This window comes from Plantactinospora sp. GCM10030261, assembly GCF_042666615.1.
In the GTDB taxonomy this organism is placed as follows: Bacteria; Actinomycetota; Actinomycetes; order Mycobacteriales; family Micromonosporaceae; genus KBS50.
In genome coordinates this window covers 324,320-347,774 of sequence record NZ_JBHTDD010000001.1, presented here as the reverse complement: position 1 = coordinate 347,774, position 23,455 = coordinate 324,320, and the positions used below count along the sequence as shown (strand labels likewise).

The 23,455-nt window shown below is 72.6% G+C and carries 19 protein-coding genes; 12 read left to right on the top strand and 7 right to left on the bottom strand.

Going from position 1 to position 23,455, the window contains the following annotated elements:
- The 5 genes from ACFQUZ_RS01710 (at position 1) to ACFQUZ_RS01690 (ending at position 4,415) form a co-directional block, all read left to right on the top strand.
- On the top strand, positions 1 to 744 hold the full coding sequence (locus ACFQUZ_RS01710) for an ABC transporter ATP-binding protein (protein ID WP_377437480.1): 744 nt from the start codon (positions 1 to 3) through the stop codon (positions 742 to 744).
- 8 nt (positions 745 to 752) lie between these two features.
- A complete protein-coding gene (locus ACFQUZ_RS01705; protein WP_377436977.1) occupies positions 753 to 1,571 on the top strand; it encodes an ABC transporter ATP-binding protein in 819 nt (272 codons plus the stop codon).
- Positions 1,568 to 2,458, top strand: a complete 891-nt coding sequence (locus ACFQUZ_RS01700; protein ID WP_377436975.1) for a branched-chain amino acid ABC transporter permease — start codon at positions 1,568 to 1,570, stop codon at positions 2,456 to 2,458. The genes ACFQUZ_RS01705 and ACFQUZ_RS01700 overlap by 4 nt, the downstream gene beginning before the upstream one ends.
- Positions 2,455 to 3,585: a branched-chain amino acid ABC transporter permease gene (locus ACFQUZ_RS01695; RefSeq protein WP_377436973.1), complete on the top strand. Its 1,131-nt coding sequence runs from the start codon at positions 2,455 to 2,457 to the stop codon at positions 3,583 to 3,585. Before ACFQUZ_RS01700 ends, ACFQUZ_RS01695 begins: the two co-directional genes overlap by 4 nt.
- 83 nt (positions 3,586 to 3,668) lie before the next feature.
- Complete coding sequence (locus ACFQUZ_RS01690) at positions 3,669 to 4,415, top strand: SDR family NAD(P)-dependent oxidoreductase (protein ID WP_377436971.1); 747 nt, start codon at positions 3,669 to 3,671, stop codon at positions 4,413 to 4,415.
- A 156-nt stretch (positions 4,416 to 4,571) separates the two neighbouring features.
- Here the strand turns inward: ACFQUZ_RS01690 and ACFQUZ_RS01685 are convergent, their stop codons facing one another.
- Positions 4,572 to 5,378, bottom strand: coding sequence for a hypothetical protein (locus tag ACFQUZ_RS01685; RefSeq protein WP_377436969.1), 807 nt, complete (start codon positions 5,376 to 5,378; stop codon positions 4,572 to 4,574).
- A gap of 192 nt (positions 5,379 to 5,570) precedes the next feature.
- Between ACFQUZ_RS01685 and ACFQUZ_RS01680 the strand changes: the two genes are divergently transcribed.
- Both ACFQUZ_RS01680 and ACFQUZ_RS01675 read left to right on the top strand, forming a co-directional pair.
- A complete protein-coding gene (locus tag ACFQUZ_RS01680; RefSeq protein ID WP_377436968.1) occupies positions 5,571 to 7,307 on the top strand; it encodes a BTAD domain-containing putative transcriptional regulator in 1,737 nt (578 codons plus the stop codon).
- 116 nt (positions 7,308 to 7,423) lie between these two features.
- Complete coding sequence (locus ACFQUZ_RS01675; protein ID WP_377436966.1) at positions 7,424 to 9,613, top strand: DEAD/DEAH box helicase; 2,190 nt, start codon at positions 7,424 to 7,426, stop codon at positions 9,611 to 9,613.
- Positions 9,614 to 9,675: 62 nt separating this feature from the next.
- Here the strand turns inward: ACFQUZ_RS01675 and ACFQUZ_RS01670 are convergent, their stop codons facing one another.
- On the bottom strand, positions 9,676 to 10,659 hold the full coding sequence (locus ACFQUZ_RS01670) for an NlpC/P60 family protein (RefSeq protein ID WP_377436965.1): 984 nt from the start codon (positions 10,657 to 10,659) through the stop codon (positions 9,676 to 9,678).
- 139 nt (positions 10,660 to 10,798) lie between these two features.
- On the opposite strand from ACFQUZ_RS01670, the gene ACFQUZ_RS01665 reads away from it, so the two are divergent.
- Positions 10,799 to 11,779 (top strand): hypothetical protein, encoded by a 981-nt coding sequence (locus tag ACFQUZ_RS01665; RefSeq protein ID WP_377436963.1) that lies wholly within the window; start codon positions 10,799 to 10,801, stop codon positions 11,777 to 11,779.
- A 10-nt stretch (positions 11,780 to 11,789) separates the two neighbouring features.
- Here the strand turns inward: ACFQUZ_RS01665 and ACFQUZ_RS01660 are convergent, their stop codons facing one another.
- The 5 genes from ACFQUZ_RS01660 to ACFQUZ_RS01640 form a co-directional block, all read right to left on the bottom strand.
- On the bottom strand, positions 11,790 to 12,275 hold the full coding sequence (locus ACFQUZ_RS01660; protein ID WP_377436961.1) for a multiprotein-bridging factor 1 family protein: 486 nt from the start codon (positions 12,273 to 12,275) through the stop codon (positions 11,790 to 11,792).
- 210 nt (positions 12,276 to 12,485) lie between these two features.
- Positions 12,486 to 13,673 (bottom strand): class I SAM-dependent methyltransferase, encoded by a 1,188-nt coding sequence (locus tag ACFQUZ_RS01655; RefSeq protein WP_377436960.1) that lies wholly within the window; start codon positions 13,671 to 13,673, stop codon positions 12,486 to 12,488.
- A gap of 3 nt (positions 13,674 to 13,676) precedes the next feature.
- Positions 13,677 to 15,398 carry a DEAD/DEAH box helicase gene (locus ACFQUZ_RS01650; RefSeq protein WP_377436959.1) on the bottom strand — a complete coding sequence of 574 codons (1,722 nt, stop codon included), beginning with the start codon at positions 15,396 to 15,398 and terminating at the stop codon, positions 13,677 to 13,679.
- A 559-nt stretch (positions 15,399 to 15,957) separates the two neighbouring features.
- Complete coding sequence (locus tag ACFQUZ_RS01645; RefSeq protein ID WP_377436958.1) at positions 15,958 to 16,182, bottom strand: DUF3107 domain-containing protein; 225 nt, start codon at positions 16,180 to 16,182, stop codon at positions 15,958 to 15,960.
- Between the two features lie 154 nt (positions 16,183 to 16,336).
- Positions 16,337 to 16,972: a TetR/AcrR family transcriptional regulator gene (locus ACFQUZ_RS01640; protein ID WP_377436957.1), complete on the bottom strand. Its 636-nt coding sequence runs from the start codon at positions 16,970 to 16,972 to the stop codon at positions 16,337 to 16,339.
- 1,511 nt (positions 16,973 to 18,483) lie between these two features.
- Between ACFQUZ_RS01640 and ACFQUZ_RS01635 the strand changes: the two genes are divergently transcribed.
- The 4 genes from ACFQUZ_RS01635 to ACFQUZ_RS01620 all read left to right on the top strand — a co-directional run bounded on the left by ACFQUZ_RS01635 (position 18,484) and on the right by ACFQUZ_RS01620 (position 23,356).
- On the top strand, positions 18,484 to 20,367 hold the full coding sequence (locus ACFQUZ_RS01635) for a hypothetical protein (protein WP_377436956.1): 1,884 nt from the start codon (positions 18,484 to 18,486) through the stop codon (positions 20,365 to 20,367).
- Between the two features lie 83 nt (positions 20,368 to 20,450).
- On the top strand, positions 20,451 to 21,440 hold the full coding sequence (locus tag ACFQUZ_RS01630; RefSeq protein ID WP_377436955.1) for an alpha/beta fold hydrolase: 990 nt from the start codon (positions 20,451 to 20,453) through the stop codon (positions 21,438 to 21,440).
- A 400-nt stretch (positions 21,441 to 21,840) separates the two neighbouring features.
- Complete coding sequence (locus ACFQUZ_RS01625; protein ID WP_377436954.1) at positions 21,841 to 22,434, top strand: DUF3152 domain-containing protein; 594 nt, start codon at positions 21,841 to 21,843, stop codon at positions 22,432 to 22,434.
- 73 nt (positions 22,435 to 22,507) lie between these two features.
- Positions 22,508 to 23,356, top strand: coding sequence for a DUF3152 domain-containing protein (locus ACFQUZ_RS01620; protein ID WP_377436953.1), 849 nt, complete (start codon positions 22,508 to 22,510; stop codon positions 23,354 to 23,356).
- Positions 23,357 to 23,455 lie beyond the last annotated feature (99 nt).

Here is a 23,455-nt window from a genome sequence, read left to right as displayed (position 1 = left end):
GTGCTCGCCACCCGCGCGCTGAGCTGGCGCATCGGTGAGGTCGCCATCGTCGACAAGGTGAACATCGACCTCGCTCCGGGGGAGTTCCTCGGAGTCATCGGCCCCAACGGCGCCGGCAAGACGTCGCTGTTCAACCTGATCTCGGGGATCCGGCGGCCCACCGAGGGGCGGATCACGCTGCGCGGCGAGGACATCGCCGAGCTGCCACCGCACCGGCGGGCCCGGCTCGGGCTGGGCCGCACCTTCCAGTCGTCGTCGGTCTTCGGGTCGCTCAGCGTACGGGAGAACGTCCGGCTCGCCGTCCAGGCGCATCGCGGTGGATCGATGCGTCTGTGGCGGCGGGCCGCGACCGAACATGAGGTGGTCGCGGCGGCCGACGCGGCGCTCGACCGGGTGGGTCTGTCCCACCGGGGTGCAGCCTTGGCCGGCACCCTGGCGCACGGCGAGAAGCGCAAACTGGAGATCGCGCTGCTGCTCGCCGGTGAGCCGGACGTGATGCTCCTCGACGAACCGATGGCCGGCGTCAGCGCCGAGGACGTGCCCGAGTTGGTCACCGTGATCCGATCCTTGACCGACGAGGGGGACCGGTCGGTGCTGATGGTGGAGCACCACATGGACGTGATCCTGCAACTCGCCGACCGGATCGCGGTGATGCACCACGGGGCGCTGCTGGCCTGCGACACGCCGCAGACCGTGATGGCGAACGCCACCGTCCAGGAGGCCTACCTGGGGGAGGCTCTATGACTGGCGAGATGACTGGCGAACCGGTGCTGAACGTGCGGGACCTGTCGGTTCGCATCGCCGGGTTGCACATCCTGCAGGGTGTCTCGTTCGACGTCGCGCCGACCGGGGTCACCGTGCTGCTCGGCCGCAACGGCGTGGGCAAGACCACCACGCTGCGCGCGATCCTCGGACTGTCGCCACGGGCCGCCGAGGTTCGAGGGATGGTGCGCTCCGGGGCCCGGACGCTACTCGGCCAGCCCACCCACCGGCTGGTCCGGGACGGTCTCGGCTACGTGCCGGAGGACCGCTGCGTCTTCGCTGGCCTCACCGTCGCCGAGAACCTGCGGCTCGCCGAGCCGCGGACCGGCCCACCAGCGTACGACCGGGTCTTTGAGCTGTTTCCGGAGTTGGAGCGGCGGGGCCGGCAGCGGGCCGGGTCACTCTCCGGTGGTCAGCAGCAGATGTTGGCGATCGGCCGGGTGCTCCTCGGCGACAACCGGCTGCTGCTTGTCGACGAGCCGACCAAGGGGTTGGCGCCCAAGGTGGTGACGGAGGTCGCGGCGGTGCTGGAACGGGTCGCCGCTCGCGTCCCGGTGCTGCTGGTGGAGCAGAACCTCGCGGTGGTCCGGCGGCTGGCTCGGGACGCCGTGGTGCTCGCCGCCGGGCGGGTCGCCTGGACCGGCGACGCCAACGAACTGCTGCTGGAAACGGCACTGACCAGGTCGTTGCTCGGTGTCGGCGCGCACGGCACCGAGCCGGTTCGCGCTGCCGGTCAGCCCGCCCAGCCGACCGGGCCGGCCGGCCAACCGGTCCGCGCCGCCGGCCCGGCGACGGAGGAGCCATCATGAGCACGATCGTGCTGCTGACCTTGACCGGACTCGGACTGTCGGCGCTGTACTTCCTGGTGGCCTCCGGGCTGTCGCTCGTCTTCGGCCTGGCCGACGTGCTCAACTTCGCGCACGGGCTGTTCCTGTCCGTCGGGGCGTACGCGACCTGGTGGGCCGCCAACCACCTGCCCGGCGCCGGCCCGACCGGCCCCGGCTTCCTGCTGGCCGTGGCCTTCGGGGTGGTGGCCGGCGCGGTGGTGGGCGCCCTGGTGGAACTCGTGATGATCCGCCCGCTGTATTCCCGGACCATCGAGCAGGTGCTGGTCACCGTCGGTCTGTCGCTGGCCGGGGTGGCGTTGTTGCAGGCCGCCTGGGGTGCCGACCCGCGACGGTTCCCGCGGCCGGAGTGGACCCAGCGGGTCACCCCGATCCTCGGCGCCAACGTGCCGAACTCAGGGCTGCTGTTGATCGTCTCGGCGGTGGTGGTGCTCGCCGCGCTCCTCGGCTTCCTCCGCTACACCCGGTACGGACTGGTGATCCGGGCCGGAGTGGAGAACCGGGAGATGGTGACCGCCCTCGGCATCGACGTGCGTAAGGCGTTCACGCTTGTCTTCGCGATCGGCGGGGCGGCCGCCGCGCTGGCCGGCACGCTCGGCGGTGTCTACTTCGGATCGGTGTCGCCCGGCCAGGGCAGCTCGTTGCTGATCTTCGCGTTCATCGTCGTGGTGATCGGCGGGATGGGCTCGGTGGTCGGGTCCGCGTACGCGGCCGTGGCGGTCGGTCTGCTGCAACAGTTCGTCAACTACTACGGCACGGCCGGCGCCGGCGACATCTGCGTGGTGGCGCTGCTCGCCCTGGTGCTGCTGGTCCGCCCGCAGGGGATCGCCGGAAAGGTGGCCACGGCATGACCGAGGTGAAGAGTCCGGAGGTGCCCGCCCCGCCGGCCGCCGTGCCGGCCGAGTTGGCGCCGCACCGGACCAGCCGGATCCGGCCCTGGCTGCCGCTGGTGGCACTGGCCGTGGCGGCCATCCTGCCGTACTCCACGGTGGAGCTGCCGGGGATCTTCGACGGGCCGCTGAACGCGCCCGGGACGCTGCAACTGCTGGCGATCTGCCTGGTCTTCGGTGGTCTCGCGGCGGGCTACGACCTGCTGTTCGGTCGCACCGGCCTGCTGTCGTTCGGGCACGCGTTGTTCTTCGCCGCGGGTGTGTACGGCACCGACATCCTGATCACCCGGGCCGGGCTGCCGCTCTGGTCGGCGGCGCTGCTGGCCGTCACCGGCGGGACCGTGCTGGCCGGGCTGCTCGGCGCGATCGCGCTGCGTACCGCCGGCATCGCGTTCGCCATGGTGACGCTGGCCTTCGCGCAGGTAGGCGCGATCCTGGTGGCCCGGGACTTCGGCGGCCTGACCGGCGGTGAGGAGGGCCTGCCGCTGGACGTGTCGGGACTGCCCGAGGTGCTGGTCGGGGTGGCCAACACGGCCAACCTGTACTGGCTGGCGCTTGTCTATCTGGCGGTCGTGGTGTTCGTGGTGCACCGGGTCTCCGGTTCACCCACGGGGCGGGTGCTCGCCGGGCTGCGCGACGACGAGCGGCGGATCTCGGTGCTCGGCCTCGATCCGTACCGCTTCAAGCTGCTGGCCTTCACGCTCGCCGGCGGTCTCGCGGCCACCGGCGGCGTGGTCTACTGCCTGCTGGTCGGCGGCGCCTCGCCACACATCACATCCTCCGAGCTGACCCTGTCGTTGCTGGTCATGGTGGTGCTCGGCGGTCCGGGTACGCGGTGGGGCCCGGTGCTCGGCGGGGTGCTATACATGTACCTCGATCATCGGCTGACCGCGGTGGGCACGTCGTCCGCGGTGGCGTCGCTGCCTGGGGTGCTCCGGGGTCCGCTGTCCCAGCCATTGTTCGTGCTGGGCACGGTATTCGTCCTGGCGGTCTACTTCTTCCCCGGCGGTCTGGCGGGCCTGTCCCGCCGCATCGACCCGATCCGCCGCCTGCTGCCACGCCGTCACTCCTCGCGTCCTGAGCGTTGATCAAGAGCTTCGCGTCACCATTCCGGGCGTAGGATGACGCGAAGCTCTTGATCAACCGGCGAGGAGATCATGGGGGAGGGACCATGGGGGAGCGGCTGGCGGTGGTCAGCGGCGGGGGGACCGGAATCGGCGCGGCCGTGGCGCGGGTGCTGGTCTCCGACGGGTACGACGTCCTGATCGTCGGCCGCCGGGCGGACGTGCTGCGCACGACCGCCGACCAGATCGGTGCCGACTCCGGTCGGCCGGCGGCGGTCGTCCCGGTGGACGCTGACCTGACCGAGCCGGCCGGAGTGGAGCGGGTGGCCGCGGCCGTCGACGATCGCCCGGTCGATGTGCTGGTCAACAACGCCGGTGGCTACCTGGGGGGCGACCCGGCCACCCTGACCGGGACGGCGGCGATGTGGCGGGCGAACTTCGACGCCAACGTGCTCACCGCGGTGTTGCTGACCCAGGCACTCGGGCCACGACTGCGCCGCCCCGGCGGGCGGGTCATCCTGCTCAGCTCGATCGCCGCGCAGCGCGGCGGCGGCGGTCCCTACTCGGCGGCCAAGGCGGCGCTGCACGGCTGGCTGTACGACCTGGCGAACGAGTACGGCCCGCAGGGCATCACGGCCAACGTGATAAGCCCCGGCTTCGTCGAGGACACCGAGTTCTTCGGTGACCGGATGACGCCCGAGGGCTACGCCAAGCGGGTCGGGGCGACCCTTGTGGGTCGGGCGGGTACGCCGGATGACATAGCGGCGGCGGTGCGATACCTTGCCGGCCCACATTCCGGCTATGTCACCGGCCAGGTGATCGGCGTGAACGGCGGCTCGGTGCTCGGCCGTTGACGGCGCGTCGAGGGCTCGTCGGACGGGATCGGCCGTTGACGCGCTCATGCGCTCCTCGCCAACGCGTCGGCGGGGAGCCCACGAGCGTCGGGCGAGGAGCCCACGAGCCTCGGGCGGCGGCCCCCCGTGTGGCCGCCGCCCGACGCTCGGCGATGATCAGCTGTACAACATCTCGTACACGACGGGCGGGGCGTCCTGGGCCGCGGCGGGTTCGGGAGCGGCCAGCTTCTCCGCCTTCCCGTAGTCGGCGTAGTTGACCGAGTACGTGAATGCCTTGGCCGTCCCGGCGGCAGGCACCTCCATGGTGAGCGACGCGAGGTGCTTGTCCGGACCCACCGTGGCGGTGAACGGAACCTGCTTCGCGGCCTCACCCAGGGCGGTCATCTGCTCGGCCTCCAGCACCTTGGCGGCTTCCCCACTGGTCAGGTCGATCGTGCCGGCGTACTTGCCGTTGCCCTGGTCCTCGACGGTGGTCGCGGCCTGGATCAGTGGTCCGGTGTTGCCCTGGTCGACGCCGTCGAACGTCGGGAGGTCCGCCTTGTCGGCGACCCGCGACGGATCTATCCGGAGCCACTTCGCGGGCAGCTTGGGCAGGCCGCTCACCCCCTTGGTGTCCTTGAAACTGATCTTCACCCAGGGCTGTTCCCCGATGACCAGGAACGACATGTCGGTGGTGAACCCGAGGTCCTGGTCCTTCATCGAGGTCTCCAGGTGGATGCCCTTGGCCGCCGGGTCGACCGAGCCGGTCAGGTCGGTCGTGCCGTCGTTGCCGGAGAACCGGAACGGTCCCTCCGAGCCGTCCGGCACCGCGTCGAGCAGGGTCTCCTTGGCCGTTAGTTGGGTGGCCTTGTCCGTGGCCTTCTCCACGGTGCCGCAGGCGGTCATGCCCACCGTCACGGACAGCAGGGCGGCGGCGAAGAGGTGCCGGCGGAAGCCACGCGCCGTACCGGTGTGTCGTTTCATCGTGCTCTCTCTCCGTGTGACTACGAACGGCCGCGTTGGTCGCGGGACGTCGGTGGACAGCCTGCCCGTACCGGCTGCCGGATCACCGCCGTGGGACTGCGGTCCGACTGCCGATATGCTGCCGTCCGACCGCGACGCATCCGTGCGTCGCGAAACCGCACGTCGTCGGCGTGCGGCCAACCGGGGGTCGGTGTGACGGGCGACGTGCGCTTCCAGCTACTCGGACCGCAGCGTGCCTGGACCGGCGGCGACAACGGCGAGCGCGAACTCGATCTCGGGCCGGGTAAGCAGCGGGCGGTGCTGGCCGTGCTCCTGCTCCAGGTGGGCCACCCGGTGTCGACCAGGCACATCCTGGACGCGGTCTGGCAGGAGGAGTTGCCGGCCAACGGGCCCAATGTGGTGCAGAAGTACGTTGCCGGTCTGCGCCGGATACTTGAGCCCGATCGGTCACCGCGAGCGCCGGCGCAACTGCTCAGTCTGACCGACGCCGGTTATCTGCTCCGGGTCGATCCCGCCGCCGTGGACGCGTACCAGTTCGAGCAGCACCTCCGCACGGCTCGGGAGCTGCGCGTCCGTGGCGACCTGGAGGCGGCGTCAGCCGAGCTGCGGGCCGGGCTGGAACTGTGGCGTGGCGAGCCGTTGAGCGGGCTTGCCGGCGCCTACTTCGACGCCGCCCGCACCCGCCTGGTCGAGAACAGAGCCGCCGCCGTCGAACTCCGGGCCGAGCTGGAACTCGCCCTCGGCCGTCACCAGGATCTGGCGGCGGAGCTGGTTCCGTGGGTCGCGGAATTTCCGGTACGCGAACCGCTCCGGCACGCGTTGATGCTGGCCTTGCATCGAAGCGGGCGGCAGGCCGAGGCCCTGATGGCGTTCCGCGACATCCGGCGCGTCCTGGTCGAGGAGCACGGGCTGGAGCCCGGTGCGGAGTTGCGGGAGCTGCACGCCCGGATACTGCGTGACGATCCGACGCTGGCGCCCCCGGTCGTCACGGCCGCAACGTCTGCCGCCCCGCCGCCCCCAGAGCCGGTCGCGGAGCCGCCGGTCGCGGTCGTGGAGCCGCCGGTCGCGGTCGTGGAGCCGCCGGTCCGGGTCGCGGAGCCGCCTGCGGTTCCGGTCGCGCCGGCCGGATATCCACCCGCCACGTACCCGCCCCAGCTCCCGGCATGGGCATCCGCCCCGGCACCGTCCAGGAGCCTGCGGGACCGCGCCTGGGTGGCCAACGTCGTGACCGTTCTCGGCGCCCTGGCCGCCGCCGGTAGCGCGGGCCTCTTGACCTGGATCGTCCTACTCTGCTATGGGATCGCCCGGCGGAGCCGGTGGCTGGTCGGTTTGGCCATCGGGTACGCGGTCCTCTCCGGGATCTTCTTCGTATACGCGTTGTCCAGCCCGGTCGACTGGGAACCGACCGACACCGAGACGCTTGTCCTCATCGTGCCGCTGATGGTCCCTTGGATGGTGGGACCGCTCCATATCGTATTGGTCAACCGGTTCGTGTTGAGGTTCTTCTCCCGGCTCGTCACGGGCGGGCACGCAGCCCCGACGCGCGGCCGGCCCGACCAGACCGGCCGGGCCCGCCGGGCGTACGTCCGGCACCTGCTCTATCAACATCCGACGAGCCGGATGGAGCTTCGCATCGGCCGCCCGGACCTGCCCCGGTTGTACGACGACGGCGGGCTCGTGGACGTGAACTCGGTCGCCGACCACGTGCTCCAGAAGCTGCCGGGCCTGCGCCCCGAGCAGGCCCGGCAGATCTCGATGGACCGCTGGCTGCGCGGTCCGTACGCCTCGATGGAAGAACTCGCCGCCCGTTGCCTGCTGCTCCCCGAGCAGGCCGAGGACCTTCGTGACTACCTGCTGTTCCTGCCACCGATGCAACCGATGCAACCGATGCCACCGATTGACCGGACCCACCCGGTGGGACCCGAATGAACCATCCGAGGGCCGCCGGTCCGGGTGGCGGCTGCCCGGTGGCCAATGGACCGGTGTCGCCCCGACCCGGTCAGGCGCCGACCGTGTGTGTCGGGTGTTCCTGGTAGAAAGGCCAGATGAGCCAGGACCGGGAGGCGGTACGGGAGCGGGCTGAGGCGGTCCTGCGCCGGCTGGCCGGTGAGCACGCCCGGCTGCGTGACGACCAGTGGCGGGCCATCGAGGCGTTGGTGGTGGACCGCCGGCGGGTGCTCTGCGTGCAGCGCACCGGCTGGGGCAAGTCCGCGGTCTACTTCGTTGCCACCGCGTTGCTCCGCGCCGGGGGCGCGCTCCCGGCGGCCACCGACGGTCAACCGGAACGCGGCGAGGGCCGGGCCGGTCCGACCGTGATTGTGTCGCCGCTGCTGGCGTTGATGCGCAACCAGGTCGAGGCGGCCGGGCGGGCCGGCATCCGGGCCCGCACGATCAACTCCGCCAACCTGGACGAGTGGGACGAGATCACCGACGAGATCCACGCCGGCGCCGTGGACGTCCTGTTGATCAGCCCTGAGCGGCTGAACAATCCGGACTTCCGCGACTCGGTGCTGCCCCGGCTGGCCGCCACCACCGGCCTGCTGGTGGTGGACGAGGCGCACTGCGTCTCCGACTGGGGGCACGACTTCCGTCCCGACTACCGCCGGTTACGTACGTTCCTGGCGAACCTGCCGGCCGGCACGCCGGTGCTGGCCACCACGGCGACCGCCAACGCCCGGGTGACGGCCGACGTGGCCGAGCAGCTCAGCACCGACGCGGGCGGTCAGCTCGGCGCCGACGCCCTGGTGCTGCGCGGTCCGCTGGACCGGGAGTCGCTGCGGCTCGCCGTGCTCGACCTGCCGAGCCCGGCGCACCGGTTGGGTTGGCTGGCCGACCACCTGGACCGGCTGCCCGGTTCCGGCATCATCTACACGCTGACCGTGGCGGCCGCTGGCGAGACGGCCGAGTTCCTCCGTTCCCGGGGTTATCCGGTCGCCGTGTACACGGGCCAGGCCGATGACGCCGACCGCCGGGCGGCCGAGCAGGACCTCCTCGACAACAAGATCAAGGCACTGGTCGCCACCAGCGCGCTGGGCATGGGCTTCGACAAGCCGGACCTGGGGTTCGTCGTGCACCTCGGCGCCCCGCCGTCCCCTATCGCGTACTACCAGCAGGTCGGTCGGGCCGGCCGGGCGGTGGAACACGCTGAGGTGTTGCTGCTGCCCGGTGCGGAGGACGCGGCCATCTGGCGCTACTTCGCCTCGCTCGCGTTCCCGCCGGAGGAGCAGGTGCGTGGTGTGCTCGACGCGTTGCGTCCGGACCGCCCGTTGTCCACCCCGGCGTTGGAGCCCGTCGTCGACATGCGTCGGGCCCGGCTGGAGTTGATGCTCAAGGTGCTCGACGTGGACGGCGCCGTCCGGCGGGTGCGCGGTGGCTGGATCGCCACCGGTGAGCCGTGGGTCTACGACGCGGCCCGGTTGCGGCGAGTCGCCGAGGCGCGCACCGCCGAGCAGCGGGCCATGCGCGAGTACGCGCGGACCACCAGCTGCCGGATGCGGTTCCTCCGGAGCTGTCTGGACGATCCCGAGGCCGCCGACTGCGGTCGGTGTGACCGCTGCGCCGGCCCACGTTTCGATGTCGAGGTGTCGGCCGCGGCGCGCGGTGCCGCACAGACCTTCCTGGGCCGCCCGGGGGTGGGGATCCCGCCGAAGAAGATGTGGCCGACCGGGCTGGAGGCGGTCGGCGTACCGGTGAAGGGCAAGATCTCGCCCGCGGAGCAGGCGTTGTCCGGGCGCGCCGTGGGACGCCTGTCCGACCTTGGCTGGGGCGGCCGGCTGCGAGGGCTGCTCGGCCCCGAGGCTCCGGACGCCGCGCTTCCCGACGACGTGGCGACCGCGGTGGTCGAGGTGCTCAAGGCGTGGGCGCACGGCGACGATCCGTGGCCGACGCGGCCGGTTGGCGTGATCGCGATCGACTCCCGGCGGCGGCCGCGGCTGGTGCGTGGGCTCGCCGAACGGATCGCGTCGGTGGGCCGGCTGCCACTGCTCGGCGCGGTCCGCCCGGTGGATGCGGCCTCCGGCGGTGCCCGGGGCAACAGCGCCCAGCGGGTACGCGCGCTGTACGGTGCCTTCGAGGTGCCGGCGGAGTTGGCGGCGACGTTGCCGGGGCTGACCGGTCCGGTGCTGCTCGTCGACGATCTGGTCGATTCGGGCTGGACGATGACGCTTGTGAGCCGGCTGCTGCGGCAGTCGGGCGCACCGGAGGTGCTGCCGCTCGCCCTCGCGGTGGCAAGCTGACCTCCCCCGACGCAGTGCTGGATTCACCGCACCCACGCTTGTTGCATCTCACCGACGTGGGGTCAGCCCGGTCGGCCGTATCCGTGTACCGGCTGGTAATCGACCGCGTCGATGCGGATCCGCTCACCGGTGCGGGGGGCGTGGATCACCTTGCCGGAGCCCACGTACAACCCGACGTGGTGGATGTCGGCGTAGTAGAACACCAGATCACCGGGGCGCAGCTGAGTTCGGCTGACCCGGGACACGGCGCGCCACTGGCGGGCGGCGTTGTGTGGCAGTCGGACGCCGGCCGCCGCCCAGGCCGCCGAGGTCAGCCCGGAGCAGTCGAACCCGTCCGGCCCACTGCCTCCCCACCGGTACGGCTTGCCGAGTTGTGCGTGCGCGAAGCGGACCGCAGTGGCCGCGGGGCCGGCCTTCGCCGGGAACGGTCGGTGTCCGTTCGGCGGTGCGGTCGTCCGGTCCGCGCCAGCCGCCCGGCCCGGGGATTCGTCGGTCCGGCCCGCGCGTGACGTCCGGCGCATCGCCTCCAGTTCGGCGATCTCCCGCTCGATCTGCCGCTTGCGGGCGCCGAGTCGCTGTTCCGCCGCTCGCTGTTCGGTCGCCAGTGCCCGTGCCTCGCGGCTCGCCACCGCCAGCCGGTCCCGCGCCGCGGTCAGCCGGAGCAGGCCACCGCGCTGCTCGTGGCCCAGTTTCTGGATGGTCATCAGCGAATCGACGAGGTCGACGGTGTTTCCGTCGAGCACGGCCAGCACGGCCAGGGTGTCGGCCCGGCCCGTGCGGTACACCGAGGCGGCGATGTCACCCACCCGGTCTCGATGGGCGGCGAGGTCCCGTTCCAGCGTCGTCAATTCGACGCCGAGCCCGGCGATCCGCTCCTGCGTGTCGCGTAATCGTTCCCTGAGGTCGTTGTAATCCTCGATGACGATCTCAAGCCGCTCTGCGGCGGCGGTGATCCGGACCTCGACATCGGCCGGGTCCGGCGCCGCTACGACGGCGGTCGGCGGCAGCCCGAGCGCGACGGTGAGTCCGCTAACGAGCGCGGCCAACCGTCGCGACGACGTGGTTGTCGGCACGTGGAGTTCAACGACTGGCGCCTATGAAGGCGACGGTTCCCGCGGGTGGCGCGACTCTCGATCGGATCGGGCGCGTCGGTCCAGATCCAGCCGGCCGACGTATTCTGCGCTCATGACCGGCGAGTCGACCACCACCGACACCCGACCCCCGGCCGGCGCAGGACCGCCGGCCGGGGCCGGGATTCCTCGGCTTTCCGGTGGGCTACGGCTCGGCCTGCTGGTCGGGGGACTGGTCCTGGCGCTGCTCACCGGCTTCGGGTTGGGCCGGATGGACACCGGCGGCGCGGCCGGCGCCATGGGGGGTGCGACCGTGGCAGACCACACCCACCTGCCGGGCACCGGCCCGCACGACCATGGCGGCTCGGGACCGGGGAGCGCAGCGCCGGCAGCGGTTGGTGGTCTGTCGTTGAGCGGTGGCGGTTTCACGATGGTGCCGGCCACGACGTCCTTCCCGGCGGGTGGGTCGCACGACCTGCGGTACGTCATCAGGGGCGCGGACGGCGCTCCGGTCACCCGCTTCGCGATGGTGCACGACAAGCCCATGCACCTCGTCGTGGTCCGCCGGGACCTGTCGGGATATCAGCACCTGCATCCGACGATGGCGGCCGATGGCAACTGGCACATCCCGCTCACCCTGCCCGAGCCCGGGGTCTGGCGGGCGTACGCGGACTTCACGGCGATCGACGCGACTGGCCGGCAGGTCGCCGCGACGCTCGGGGTGGATCTCGTGGTGGCGGGGCGGTACGCGCCCCGACCGTTGCCCGCCGCCGCGCGGGAGGCGACCAGCGCCGAGTTCACGGTGGCCTACCAGGGCACGCCACGGGTCGGGGCGGCCCAGCCGCTGCTGTTCCGGGTGTCCGGCCAGGGCGCGCCGGTCACCGACCTGGAGCCCTACCTCGGGGCGTACGGGCATCTGGTGGCGCTGCGGGACGGCGACCTGGCCTACCTGCACGTGCATCCGGAGCCGCAGCTCGTCAGCGGCGCTGTGAAGTTCTGGCTCGCGGTGCCCAGCCCCGGTCGGTACCGGATGTTCCTTGACTTTCAGGTGGCCGGGGTGGTCCGGACGGCGGCATTCACGCTGGACGTGTCCTGATCTTCACCGGTCACCCCGCCCAGCGGAGCGGACGGCGGGCCAGGTGGTGCAGCGTGTCGCGGATGTCCTTCTTTTCGGCAGAGCTGACCCGAGGGTCGGCGAGCCGGTCGAGGATGGCCCGGATGTCGTCGTCCACCCGGGTCGCCGCCCGGTCGCGACTCGTGGAGCCGGTGCTCCGGGACCGACTCGCCGCGACCTCCCGGGCGGCGGAGCGTCCGGCGGCGGAGCGAGCGGCGGTGGCCGACCCGGGCAGGCCGAGCGCCCGGAATGCCGCACCCACCGGCAGGTCCAGCGCGGCGCAGAAGCTGCGGACCTTGGCCAACTCCGGGTAGTCCTGCCAGTCGCCGGCCATCCACCGGAACAGGGTGGAGCGGCCGAGTCCGGTGTGGCCGGCGAGTTCGGCGGTGGTCCAGCCCCGCCGCTGCCGGGCCTCGTCGATCGCCCGGCGCACGAAGCGGGCGAACGCCTCCTGTGGCGTGTCCGATCCGGCGCCCATTCCCGACCAGTCCTCCCCGATTGGACCGCGTTGTGTCGAAAGACTAGTGCCGGAACGGCGGAGAGTAACTTACCAATCGGACGCATGGTCGGTGGTGAGTCTACTCACTGAGGACTGCCCGAATACTCAGGCGACCCTGTCGATGGTTGACGTATCCGCTGGCCATAGCGCTGCTGCCGAGCAATGAGTGACGGCATGCTGATCAACTGATCAGCCGGTGGGCCTGCCGATGAGCGTCTCCAGGCGGGGCGTGACCCGCCACTGCTCGACGAGCCGTCGGTAGTCGTCGTGGTGCCGCCCCTGCTCGGTGGGGTCGCCGAGCCGTTCGCGTCGCGGAGTCCCGGCCGGGTCGGCCATCCGGGCCCGGATCAGCAGGTTACGCGGGGTGTGTTGGGAGTCGACGAACTCGACCACGTCGACCCGGTAGCCGTGCGACCGCAGCAGTGCCGCGCGGAGAGCGTCGGTGAGCACGTCGGCGAACCGCTCCCGCAGGATCGCGTGCCGGGTGACCAGGTCGTACGCGTCCGGTGTGGGTTGTCGCCGCAACTGTGCCGCGATGTCGTGATGGCAGCAGGGGGCGGCGAGCACCCATCGGGCGTTCCCACGCACCGCGCGGGCCAGTGCCTCATCGGTGGCGGTGTCGCAGGCGTGCAGGGCCAGCACCAGATCCGGGGGCGGTTTCACCTCGGCGTCCAGTATGGTGCCCGCCACGAAACTCACCCGGTCCGCGCACCCGAGCCGTTCGGCCAGTTCCGTGTTACGCCGTCGCTGGTCGTCCCGCACATCGACACCGATCAGGTGCACGTCCAATCCCCGCCCGGCGAGGTAGCGGTGCGCCGCGAACGTCAGGTAGGCGTTGCCACAACCCAGGTCCACAACCCGCAATCGCCCGGTCAGGTCGTCGGGCAGGGTGGCGGCCAGGGCGCGCAGGAAGGCGTCCACCTGGCGTCGCTTGGCGGCGTTGCCGCCGAGCACGGTGAAGAGGGGATCGCCGGGATCGAGCAGGTAGTCCTTGGTCCGGTCGTGGCCGGCCGGCGTGACGTCCCCCCGGTCGGCGGCGGCGCGGTGGACCTGCGCCTCACCCTTCTTGGTGATCCGTACCTGGAGGGTCGTGGCGGTGGTTTCCACGTGCCAGTTGCCGAACGGCTCGGCGAGCAACTCGTCGACCGCGGCGTCGGCCTCCGCCCCGGCGGCGACATTGCGGGTGTGCGGCCGAGCGCCGTCGAATGTGGCGATCTGTAGCCGGGTCCCCGACTTCAGCAGCACGGGACGCAGCTCAGCCCGTATCACCGATGGGGCCCGGCCCCGGCGGCGACCGGCGGCCACCGCCCGGGTGAGGTCCGGGCCGAGCAGCAGGGACCGGACCTCCGCCAGGGCGGTGTCGAGCGGTTGCGGCATGGGTCAGGCGGTCGTGGCGGTGTCAGACCCGGCGTCGGCTGGCGTCGCGTCGTGTCCGCCGCCACCACGTCCCCGACGGCGCCGCCGCCGGGACCGGGTGCCCGGCCCGGCGCTGGTTTCCCGGTCGCCCGCCGGGGCGGTTTCCCCGCCGGCCGCCGGCTCCGGGGCGGTGGTCTCGTCGGCCGCGACCACCTGGCCGCCGCGTCGCCGCCGCCGCTGGCGGGGCGTTCGCGTGGCCTCGGCATCGCCGGTCGTGGCCGGCTCGTCCGCGGCGCTGTCCTTTCCGGTACGGCGACGGCGCCGCGACCGGTCACCACGGTCCTCCTCGCCACGCCGGCCGCCTCGGGTGCGACCACCCAGGTCTTCCTCGACCTCCGCGGCGAGCCCGACCCGGGTGCGCGAGGCGGTCGGCAGCGTTCCGCTCACCTCGGTCGGGATGTCCAGGTCGCTGTAGAGGTGCGGTGACGTGTGGTAGGTCTCGGGGGGCTCCGGCATGTCCAGGCCCAGCGTCTTGTCGATGATCCGCCAGCGGGGCATGTCGTCCCAGTCGACGAAGGTCACCGCGACGCCGGTGGCGCCGGCTCGGCCGGTACGCCCGATCCGGTGCGTGTAGGTGTCCTGATCCTCGGGACAGTCATAGTTGATGACGTGCGTCACGCCGGTGACGTCCAGCCCGCGGGCCGCCACGTCGGTGGCGACCAGAATGTCGATCTTTCCGGCCCGGAACGCGCGCAGCGCCCGTTCCCTGGCTCCCTGCCCGAGATCACCGTGTACGGCAGCCACGGCGAAACCGCGGAAGTCCAGGTCCTCGGCGATCCGGTCGGCGGCCCGCTTGGTCCGCGTGAAGATCATCGTCAACCCGCGCCCGCTGGCCTGCAGGATTCGGGCCACCACCTCGACCTTGTTGAGCGAGTGGGTGCGGTAGACCAACTGCTGGGTCTGTGGCGACGGACCCGTCTCCGCGGTGTGCCCGGCGTGGATGGTCATCGGGCGACGCAGGAAGCGCCGGGCCAGCGTGACGATCGGCTCCGGCATGGTGGCGGAGAACAACATCGTCTGCCGGTCGTCGGGCAGCATCGCCAGGATCCGCTCGACATCGTCGAGGAAGCCAAGATCGAGCATGCGGTCCGCCTCGTCGAGGACGAGCGCCCGGACGCGGTCCAACCGCAGGTGCTTCTGCTTGGCCAGGTCGAGCAGCCGACCCGGGGTGCCGACCAGGATCTCCACCCCGCTGCGCAGGGTGCCGATCTGCGGCTCGTACGCCACGCCACCGTAGATGGGCAGCACCCGAACGCCGCGGGTGCGGCCCGCGGCGGCCAAGTCCTTGGCGACCTGTAGACCGAGTTCGCGGGTGGGTACGACGACAAGCGCCTGCGGCGTTCCGTCGGCGCCCTCGGCCGGCGCCAGCACCCGATCGAGCAGCGGGATGCCGAAGCCCAGCGTCTTGCCGGTGCCCGTCGGCGCCTGACCGATCAGGTCGCTGCCGCGCAGCGCGATCGGCAACGCGTACTCCTGGATGGCGAAGGCGCGGGTGATGCCGGACGCGGCGAGCGCGTCGACGGTTTCCTGCCGGGCGCCCAGTTCGGCGAACGTGGGTGCCTCGGGCCGGACCGGAGCGGCGGCGACCAGGGCCTTCGCTGCCTCGTCGGCGGCGACCAGCGCGCTGGTCGCCTCGTCGGTTGCCGGCTCGGTGCCGGCCTCGGTGGTGTGAGTGTGCTCGTTCATGTGGTTGTGGGGGTGCCCTCTCGTGGTGCGCCCCGCTCTGTCCTGAGGGCGCGTCTGGTGTGGCGCGGGCCACGCGATCCGTCGACTTGTCGAAGCCCGGACCGGGCCGCACGCGCGTCGCGGGTCGGGTCCTGATGACCTCGATGCCCACGGCAACACATCCATGGTACCCGAGTCGCCGGGAGGTGCACTGCTCACGGCGCGATGTGTGCTGGTCGAGGCGGTGACGCGGGACCAGCGGGGACCGTCGGCGGGACGATCGGGACGATCGGGACGATCGGGGGCCGGGATGGCGGTGGAACGACCCGGTCGGTCGGGACGAGGTGCGCCGGTCAGGTGCGTCATGACCGTCAGCGCCCACGCCCCGACCCACTCCCGCCGGTCAGGCCGAGCTTGTCGATCTCCTCAACCGGTCGCCTGTCGACGACTGGGGGTTTTCGACCTTGGAGCGCGGATGCTCCGGGTCAGGCCGATCTGACCGATCCTGTTTCTGCTGTTCGAGAGGGGTGGCACTCAGTCACGCCGCTTCGAGCGGCCGAGTCGCCGGCCCGCGCGAACATCAGCGAGCGACGAAGCCGACCGCCCGGGTCGACGCCTCGGCGATCTCGACGTACGCCACCTTGTCCACCGGCACGATGATCCGGCGACCCTTCTCGTCGGTCAGCGACAGGGTGCCTTGACCGGCGATCGCCTCGGTGACCACCCGCTCGATCTCGGCCGGGCTCTGCGCGCTCTCCATGACCAGCTCACGCGGCGCGTACTGCACGCCGATCTTGACCTCCACAGGTCCTCCTCATCCAGGAAAGTACGCCGTCGCAAAGGCTATCCGATCGGTGCCGGTGCCCGTCGGGCCGACTCGCTCGACCGTTCGATCGGCTGCCCTCCGGGCCCGCCTGTCCGCCGTCCCAGGTCGGGATCCGGTCCGCACCCGGTGCGGATCAGCCGGGTTCGCCCTGCAACGGGAAGCTGGCGATTCCCCGCCAGGAGAGGCTGGCCAGCAGCGCTTCCGCCTCCCCCTTCGGCACCCGTCGACCGTTGGCCAGCCAGAACTGGGCGGCTGTCTCGGCCGCACCCACGAGCCCGGAGGCGAGCAACTCGGCCCGGGACCGGCTCACCCCGGTGTCCGACATGATGGTGTCCGTGATCGCGGCGATGCAGCCCTGCTCGACCCGGTCCACCCGTTCTCGGACCGCCGGGTCGTTCCGCAGGTCCGACTCGAAGACCAGGCGGAACGCCTCGCTCTCGTGGTCGACGAAGTCGAAGTAGGCGCGGACCGCCCCCTTGACCCGTTCCTTGTTGTCGATGGTGCTGGCCATGGCGTCCCGCACCGTTGCCACTATCGCGTCACAGTGCGTGTCCAACAACGCCAGGTAGAGCTCCATCTTGCCGGGGAAGTGCTGGTAGAGGACCGGCTTGCTGACGCCAGCCCGTTCCGCGATGTCGTCCATCGCGGCGGAGTGGTAGCCCTGTGCGACGAACACCTCCTGCGCCGCCGCCAGCAGCTGCTTGCGCCGTGCCGAACGAGGCAGACGGGTGGGGCGTCCGGCCGTCTGTGCGCCGCCCGCAGCTGTCATGGGGTACCTCCGAACTTCACGCGCCGGGTCTTTCACCAGGAGAACTGACCGACGCCGGTTGCGCGACTGTTGAAAAGGCGTGCCGCTTCAACTTATCGCCACTCCCACCACACGGTAGCCTCAGCGAGGGCGACAAGGAGCGCACGGTGGATGAAGCAGGGCAGCCCGGAGCCGCCAGGCCGGGATGGACCGGCCGCGGCACGGGGCACGGCGATGAGCCGAACCCGCCCGTGAACGGCTGGGCACCGGCTGATCAGGGCTGGGGCGACGCTGGGTGGGGCGGAGCCCCCGATCAGGGCCGCGATGCCCACCGCGGGGTCCCGGCCGCCCAGCCGGAGCCAGCCGGGATCGACGAGGAAGATACCGGAGCGCACCCCGGCACGGCCCTGACCGCCTGGCAGCAGGCGACCGAACCGCGCTGGGGAGGCGAGCCCGCCGGCCCCGGCCGGCTCGCCGTCGAATCGCCGGCGAACGGCTTCGCACATGACGAGCGGTTCGCCCGACCTCCGCGAGCCGTCGCGGGGCCGTCCGGCGAAACGTTCGGCGGCTCCTACGGCGAGCAGCGCGACGAATCCAGCTATGACCGCCTGGCCATGCCCGCGCAACGCCCACCGGCCGATTCGGTCCGGCCAGCGGAACCGGGTTCACCGCCGCGCCCTCCGACGGACGAACCGCGTGCGACGGACCCCTCCCGGCATTCCACGAACGAGCCGCAGGTTGATCCCTCGGAGGCGGCCGGACCGTGGTCGGGTCGACCCGGGTGGGATCCCGAGCCTTCGTCCGGTGGGGGTGGATTCACCACGCCGCCCGGCTTCCGACCTCAGCCGGGTTACGGGCAGGCGCAACCCCGGATTCCGCAGCCCCGCGGCGCCGACGAGTGGCCGCGACGGTCGGAGCCGGCGCCGCCCATCGGCTACGACGCCAGGGGGTACGGCGAGGGTCCGGTCGCTGACCACGGGTCGAGCCGGTCGGAGGTGCCCGGTGGTTCGGTGCCGTCGGGGCCTGCCCCGCCGGCCTCCGGCCCGCCGGTGTCGCCTTCGTCGGCGCCGCCGGCCCCGACCCGGTCGGCTCCCGGCGGGCCGGCATCGGCACCGCCGTTCCCCGGGACACCGGAGCCGGAGCCGTTCACCGGAGCGGGCGAGACTGGCTGGGGACAGGCCGCGACGACGGATCGGCCCGGCGGGTGGGAGCCGCCTCCCGCACCGCCGGCCGGCGAACCGCCAGCGTCGCCCGGCGAGGCCCCGGGCGGTCCGGCCACAATGGAGCGGCCGACACGTGGAGCGTCCTGGTCCGTTACCGGGGAACCTTCCTGGCCGGCCACCAGCCGGCCACCCTGGCTGGCCGAGGAACCCCCGGCCTGGACCGTCGGGGAGCCACCCGCGTGGGCCACCGGTGGAGCGTCGCCCTGGCCGGTCACCCGGGAGCCGGCTGAGCGCCAGCAGCGCGAGGACTGGGCGCCCGGTTGGGCCACGCCGGCTGAGCCGGCCCCCGGTCCCACCCCTCCTGATTCCGTGGCCGGTCCCGCCCGTACCGAGCAGGCTCCCGGTCCCAACCACCTGTCGCCCGGCCCGGCCCCCCAGGCGGGCACCGCCTCCACCGGTCCCGTCAGCGCCTCCCGGGAGGATGTCGTCGACAACGTCGTACCGCTCGGGCCGCCGGCCCGGTTGAATCCCCACGAGGGCGGCGGCCGGCGGCGGCGGGCACGGTCCGAGGAGGACCGTCCGTCGTTCCGACCGTCCGGGACGGACCCGACCGTGGCGCGTTTCGGGGCCGACGCGGCTGGGCAGTCCGATACTCCGGCACCCGCCCTGCCCGCGTATCCGCCGCCCCTTTCTCCCCAGCAGTTGCACGCCGACCCGCCGGTCGGCGGCTCCGCTGACGAGCAGCGCGGGCAACGCCCCTCCGACCGACCCGAAACCCACCGGTCCGGCCCGTCGTTTCCGGTGGACCGCGGCACTGCGGACTGGGGCGGCGACGGACCCACGGATCAGCCACCCGGGCCCGGTGATCCGTCCGGGGACCCCGGCCCGCGAGCCACGGATGTCACGCGGCGCTCGCGCACCCCGGGACCGGAGCGCACCGGTCGTCGCCGGCAGGAGACTCCCGCGGACATCCTGCCGCAGCGGATCCCCGCCGAACCCGATGTGCCGACCGTGCCGGAACCACCCGCGGTGGACTCGCACGCCGCCGCGCCCGAGCTGGCCCGCATCGCCACCCACCTGCGCCGGGAGGAACCCGCGTCGCCGACCGACGAACGACCGGACGGCTTCGACGTGCAGGCCATCCTGGGTGCGGTGCGCGGTGTGCCGGGAGTTCGCGACGCGGCGCTGCGGACCACCCCCGCCGGCGCGCACAGCCTGCGTCTCGAGTTGGCGGACGGCGCCGATCCGGCCGAGGTGAGCCGCCAGGTGGCCCGTCTGCTGCAGGAACGGATGGGCCTCGCCGCCGCTCCGCAGGACCCACCGCCAGCCGGCCTGGAGAGCGGCCACCAGCGGACCCGTTCGTCCCCGAGCGGATCGCCGGAGCGGCGCCGGCCGTCCCCGACCGGCCCTGCCGCACCGGGAACGGCCGCCGGCCGGGCCGTGGTGGGCGGCCCGACCTCCTGCGCGTCAGCGCCGGCCGGCCGGCCCACCGAGGTGCCGCCGGGTTCGACATGGCCGGCTTCGCCGCCGCCGGCCTCCGCGCCGCCGGCTCATTCGGTGCCGGCCTCCGCGCCGCCGGCTCATTCGGTGCCAGCGTCCGCGCCGCCGGCTCATTCGGTGCCAGCGTCCGCGCCGCCGGCTCATTCGGTGCCGGCCTCCGCGCCGCCGCTCAACCGTGACGCGGGGTCGGCGGTGCGACCGGTCGATGCGGCATCGATACGGTCAGCGGAGCCGGCCGCCGCCATCGGACCAGTGGGGGCACCCGGCACGTCCTACGCGGCCGGTCAACACCTCACCACCACCGAGACCGCCCCGTCCCGACCGCTCAACCCGAACGGTCCGCCCGGCCCCCGGGTGCTGATCGACCACGTGCAGGTCAGCACGTTCGGGCTGGAGGCGACCGTCGAGGTGCGGCTCTCCGCCGGCGACCAACGCGCCACCGGTCTGACCACCGGACCCGCCGTGGACGGGTACGTACTGCGGCTCTGCGCCGCCTCCGCCGCGCTGGCGATCGACCAGCTGCTCCGGTCGGCCGACCGGACACCGGATCAAGGCCGGTGTTTCGTGGAACACGCGGCGGTGCTGCCCTTCGGTAGCTGCGAGGTGGCCACCGTGGTGGTGCTGCTGGTCTGTGACGGATGGGTGGAGCAGTTGGCCGGTTCGGCGCTGGTCGCCGGTGACCCGCGGCAGGCGATCGTGCGCGCCACGCTCGCGGCGGTCAACCGGCGGCTGGAGGCTCTGCTCGCCGGATAGCGCGCCGACGCCATGCGTTCCCGAAAGGGCCCGTCCGCGCTCCGGTGACCCGTCGGCGACCGTGCGCGGGCACACTAGGGAACATGAGACATGCCGTGCTCGGACCCGAGGGTCTGCTTCCGTCGGGGGAGGTCCCACCGCCGTGGCCGGGCCGTCGGGTGCGGGTCGGCGACCTGGTGTCGTACGTCCGGGACACCCCGGCAACCGGCGTGGACGCTGAGCCGGCGCTGTACGTGCACGGGCTCGGTGGTTCCTCGCAGAACTGGACGGACCTCGCCGGGCTGCTCTCCGGTCGGTTCGACGGGCAGGCGATCGACCTGCCGGGGTTCGGGCGCAGCGAGCCCGGGCGCAGCTACTCCATCCCGGCCTTCGCGGAGCACCTCGTCCGCTACCTCGAGCAGAGCGACCGGGGACCGGTGCACCTGTTCGGCAACTCACTCGGCGGAGCCATCGCGGTGCGGATCGCCGGGTTGCGGCCGGACCTGGTCCGGACCCTGACGCTCATCTCGCCGGCCATGCCGTTTCTCGACCCGCGCCGATCGTTGCAGGGGCGGATGCTGCCGCTGCTGGCCATCCCCGGTGCGCGGCGGTTGACCGCCCGGTATCTCACCCACCTGACGCCGGAGGAGATGGCCCGCCAGGTCATGGAGGCGTGCGTCGCGGACACCACCCGCATCTGCGAGCAGCGGCGACAGGAGGCGATCGAGGAGATCCGGGCCCGGTACACCGCCGACCACTACGCGCACGCCTACCTGCGTACGTTCCGTGGCCTGGTATCCAGCTTCCTGCGCGCCTATCTGCCCGGGTCCGGCTCGTTGTGGCGGATCGCCGGGATGGTCACGGCGCCCACCCTGGTGATCGGCGGCCGGCAGGACCGGTTGGTGGACGTGCGGGTGTCACCGCAGGTGGCCCGGACGATCCCGGACAGCCGGTTGCTGATGCTGGACGGGGTGGGGCATGTGGCGCAGCTCGAGGTGCCGCGGACGGTGGCACGGGCGACCATCGCCATGCTCGACGAGATGAGAAACGCGTCGCGGCCGGGCAACGAAATGGCGGGTGGCATGACACCTTAAGGGCATGACCCCACCTCGGCCGGCTCGGCCTCAGTCCGCGTCCCCACGACCGGCCGCCTCCGCCGGGCGCCGGCCGGGCGCCGGAACGCGCCGGCGCGGGCCAGCCGCCGGCCGACGCGGCCGCCGTCGGGCGCCGCGGCGTCGGTTCCGGTCACGGCGGTCCCGACCATTCGGGTGGCTGCTGCTTGCCATGGCGCTGGTCCTGACGGTCGCGGCCTATGTGCCGGGGGTGCGGGAGCGCGCGGCCAACGCCCTCGGACGACATCCGACGCCCGGATCGCCGCCCTCGCCGACGGGACCGCCCACGCCGGTCCCCACCGTACGAGCGGGTGTCCTGGCCGCGCCCCCGACGGGCCCCGCCGGGTCGTCGGCTGACCCGTCGTCCGCTCCGGACGCGTCGGTGTCGCGACTCACCGGCGCCGTTCCGGCCAGCGGCTCCGGCACCTTCGGCTACGCCCGGGGCACCGGCGCCGTGCTCGGTCGTGCCGGCTCGGTGCAGCGATTCCGGGTGGCGGTGGAGCAGGGTTCCGGCGAGGACGTGACCGCGTTCACCGAGGCGGTGGAGTCGGCGCTCGGCGACCCGCGAAGCTGGCCGGCGACGGGGCGGCTACGCCTGCAGCGGGTGGACGGCGGGGCGTCGGCCAACTTCACCGTTTATCTGGCTACCGCGCGGACCGCCGGCCGGATGTGCCTTCAGGGCGGGGTCGACATCCGGGTCGGTGGGAAGCCGTACACATCGTGCCGGGTGTCGGGCAAGGTCATCATCAACCTGGACCGCTGGCGACTGTCGGTGGACCACCTGGTGGCCATCGGGCTGCCGCTGGCGCAGTACCGCACCTACGTGGTCAACCATGAGGTGGGTCACCAGTTGGGGCGGGGGCACCAGCCGTGCCCCGGCCGGGGCCGACCGGCGCCGGTGATGCAGCAGCAGACACTGTTCCTGGACGGGTGCCGGCCCAACGCGTGGCCGTATCCGGACAGGTCGGCCGCCTGAACGCCAGCCGTACGGGTGACAAACGCGGCGAAGCGGTCGATGCTGGCACGTCCGCTGTGCTGCTGTGGGCGTCATGGCCAGCCCGTCCAGTGCCCTCACCGACCGCCGTCGCGTCGCGCTTGTGGCTCTGCTGCTGATCCTGTCAGCGGCGGCCGGATACCGGTGGCTCGCGACGATGCCCGACCGTGGCCCGGATCCGGCTGCCGCCGGCGTGGGCCGGCCCGCCGCCACCAGCGAGGCCCGCCCGGACCGCTCCGATCAGACCGCCGGAGCCGGCCCGTCACTCCTGCCCTCCGAGGCCGTCGTCCACCCGGTGCCGCTGGCCACCACCGCGCCGACCGGCCCGTTGAGCGTGCCGTCGGCCGGACCGGGGACGTTCGCGTACGCGGAGACGGGCGGTCCGGTGCTCGGCGTGGCCGGCGGTCTCCGGTCCTTCCGGGTGGCGGTCGAGCGCGGAGCCGGTCAGCAGCCGGCGGAGTTCGCCGCTGCCGTGGACACGGTGCTCGGAGATCCGCGCGGCTGGATCGCTGGCGGAGACGTCCGCTTCCAACGGGTGCCCGGCCCGGCGCCGGCCGACTTCACCATCTATCTGGCCACCGCCACGACGTCCGAGCGGATGTGCGCCGAGGGTGGGCTGGCCACCGAGGGTTATACCTCGTGCCGGCTGCCCGGTCAGGTGATCATCAATCTCACTCGGTGGTCGACGGCCGTCCCCGGATACGGCGCTCCGCTGGCCGTCTACCGGACGTACGCGGTGAACCACGAGGTCGGCCACGAGTTGGGCTTCGGTCATGAGGCGTGCCCGGCGATCGACGCGCCGGCGCCGGTGATGCAGCAGCAGACGTACGGCCTGGCTGGCTGTACGGCGAACGGATGGCCGCAGGTCGGGGGCCACCGGTACGTGGGCCCGCCGGTTCCCTGACTGCGGCGCGGCCGTTCGCGCATGTTCGCGCCCAAGGCGCGGGGACCCTCCTCGCACCCTGAGCGCCCGGTTATTCCCGATCCCGGATGCCGGACGCGT

Coding starts and splice junctions, on each gene's coding strand:
- ACFQUZ_RS01705 (WP_377436977.1), top strand. CDS start 753: ATGACTGGCGAACCGGTGCTGAACGTGCGGGACCTGTCGGTTCGCATC.
- ACFQUZ_RS01700 (WP_377436975.1), top strand. CDS start 1,568: ATGAGCACGATCGTGCTGCTGACCTTGACCGGACTCGGACTGTCGGCG.
- ACFQUZ_RS01695 (WP_377436973.1), top strand. CDS start 2,455: ATGACCGAGGTGAAGAGTCCGGAGGTGCCCGCCCCGCCGGCCGCCGTG.
- ACFQUZ_RS01690 (WP_377436971.1), top strand. CDS start 3,669: ATGGGGGAGCGGCTGGCGGTGGTCAGCGGCGGGGGGACCGGAATCGGC.
- ACFQUZ_RS01685 (WP_377436969.1), bottom strand. CDS start 5,378: ATGAAACGACACACCGGTACGGCGCGTGGCTTCCGCCGGCACCTCTTC.
- ACFQUZ_RS01675 (WP_377436966.1), top strand. CDS start 7,424: ATGAGCCAGGACCGGGAGGCGGTACGGGAGCGGGCTGAGGCGGTCCTG.
- ACFQUZ_RS01665 (WP_377436963.1), top strand. CDS start 10,799: ATGACCGGCGAGTCGACCACCACCGACACCCGACCCCCGGCCGGCGCA.
- ACFQUZ_RS01660 (WP_377436961.1), bottom strand. CDS start 12,275: ATGGGCGCCGGATCGGACACGCCACAGGAGGCGTTCGCCCGCTTCGTG.
- ACFQUZ_RS01655 (WP_377436960.1), bottom strand. CDS start 13,673: ATGCCGCAACCGCTCGACACCGCCCTGGCGGAGGTCCGGTCCCTGCTG.
- ACFQUZ_RS01650 (WP_377436959.1), bottom strand. CDS start 15,398: ATGAACGAGCACACTCACACCACCGAGGCCGGCACCGAGCCGGCAACC.
- ACFQUZ_RS01640 (WP_377436957.1), bottom strand. CDS start 16,972: ATGACAGCTGCGGGCGGCGCACAGACGGCCGGACGCCCCACCCGTCTG.
- ACFQUZ_RS01630 (WP_377436955.1), top strand. CDS start 20,451: ATGAGACATGCCGTGCTCGGACCCGAGGGTCTGCTTCCGTCGGGGGAG.
- ACFQUZ_RS01620 (WP_377436953.1), top strand. CDS start 22,508: ATGGCCAGCCCGTCCAGTGCCCTCACCGACCGCCGTCGCGTCGCGCTT.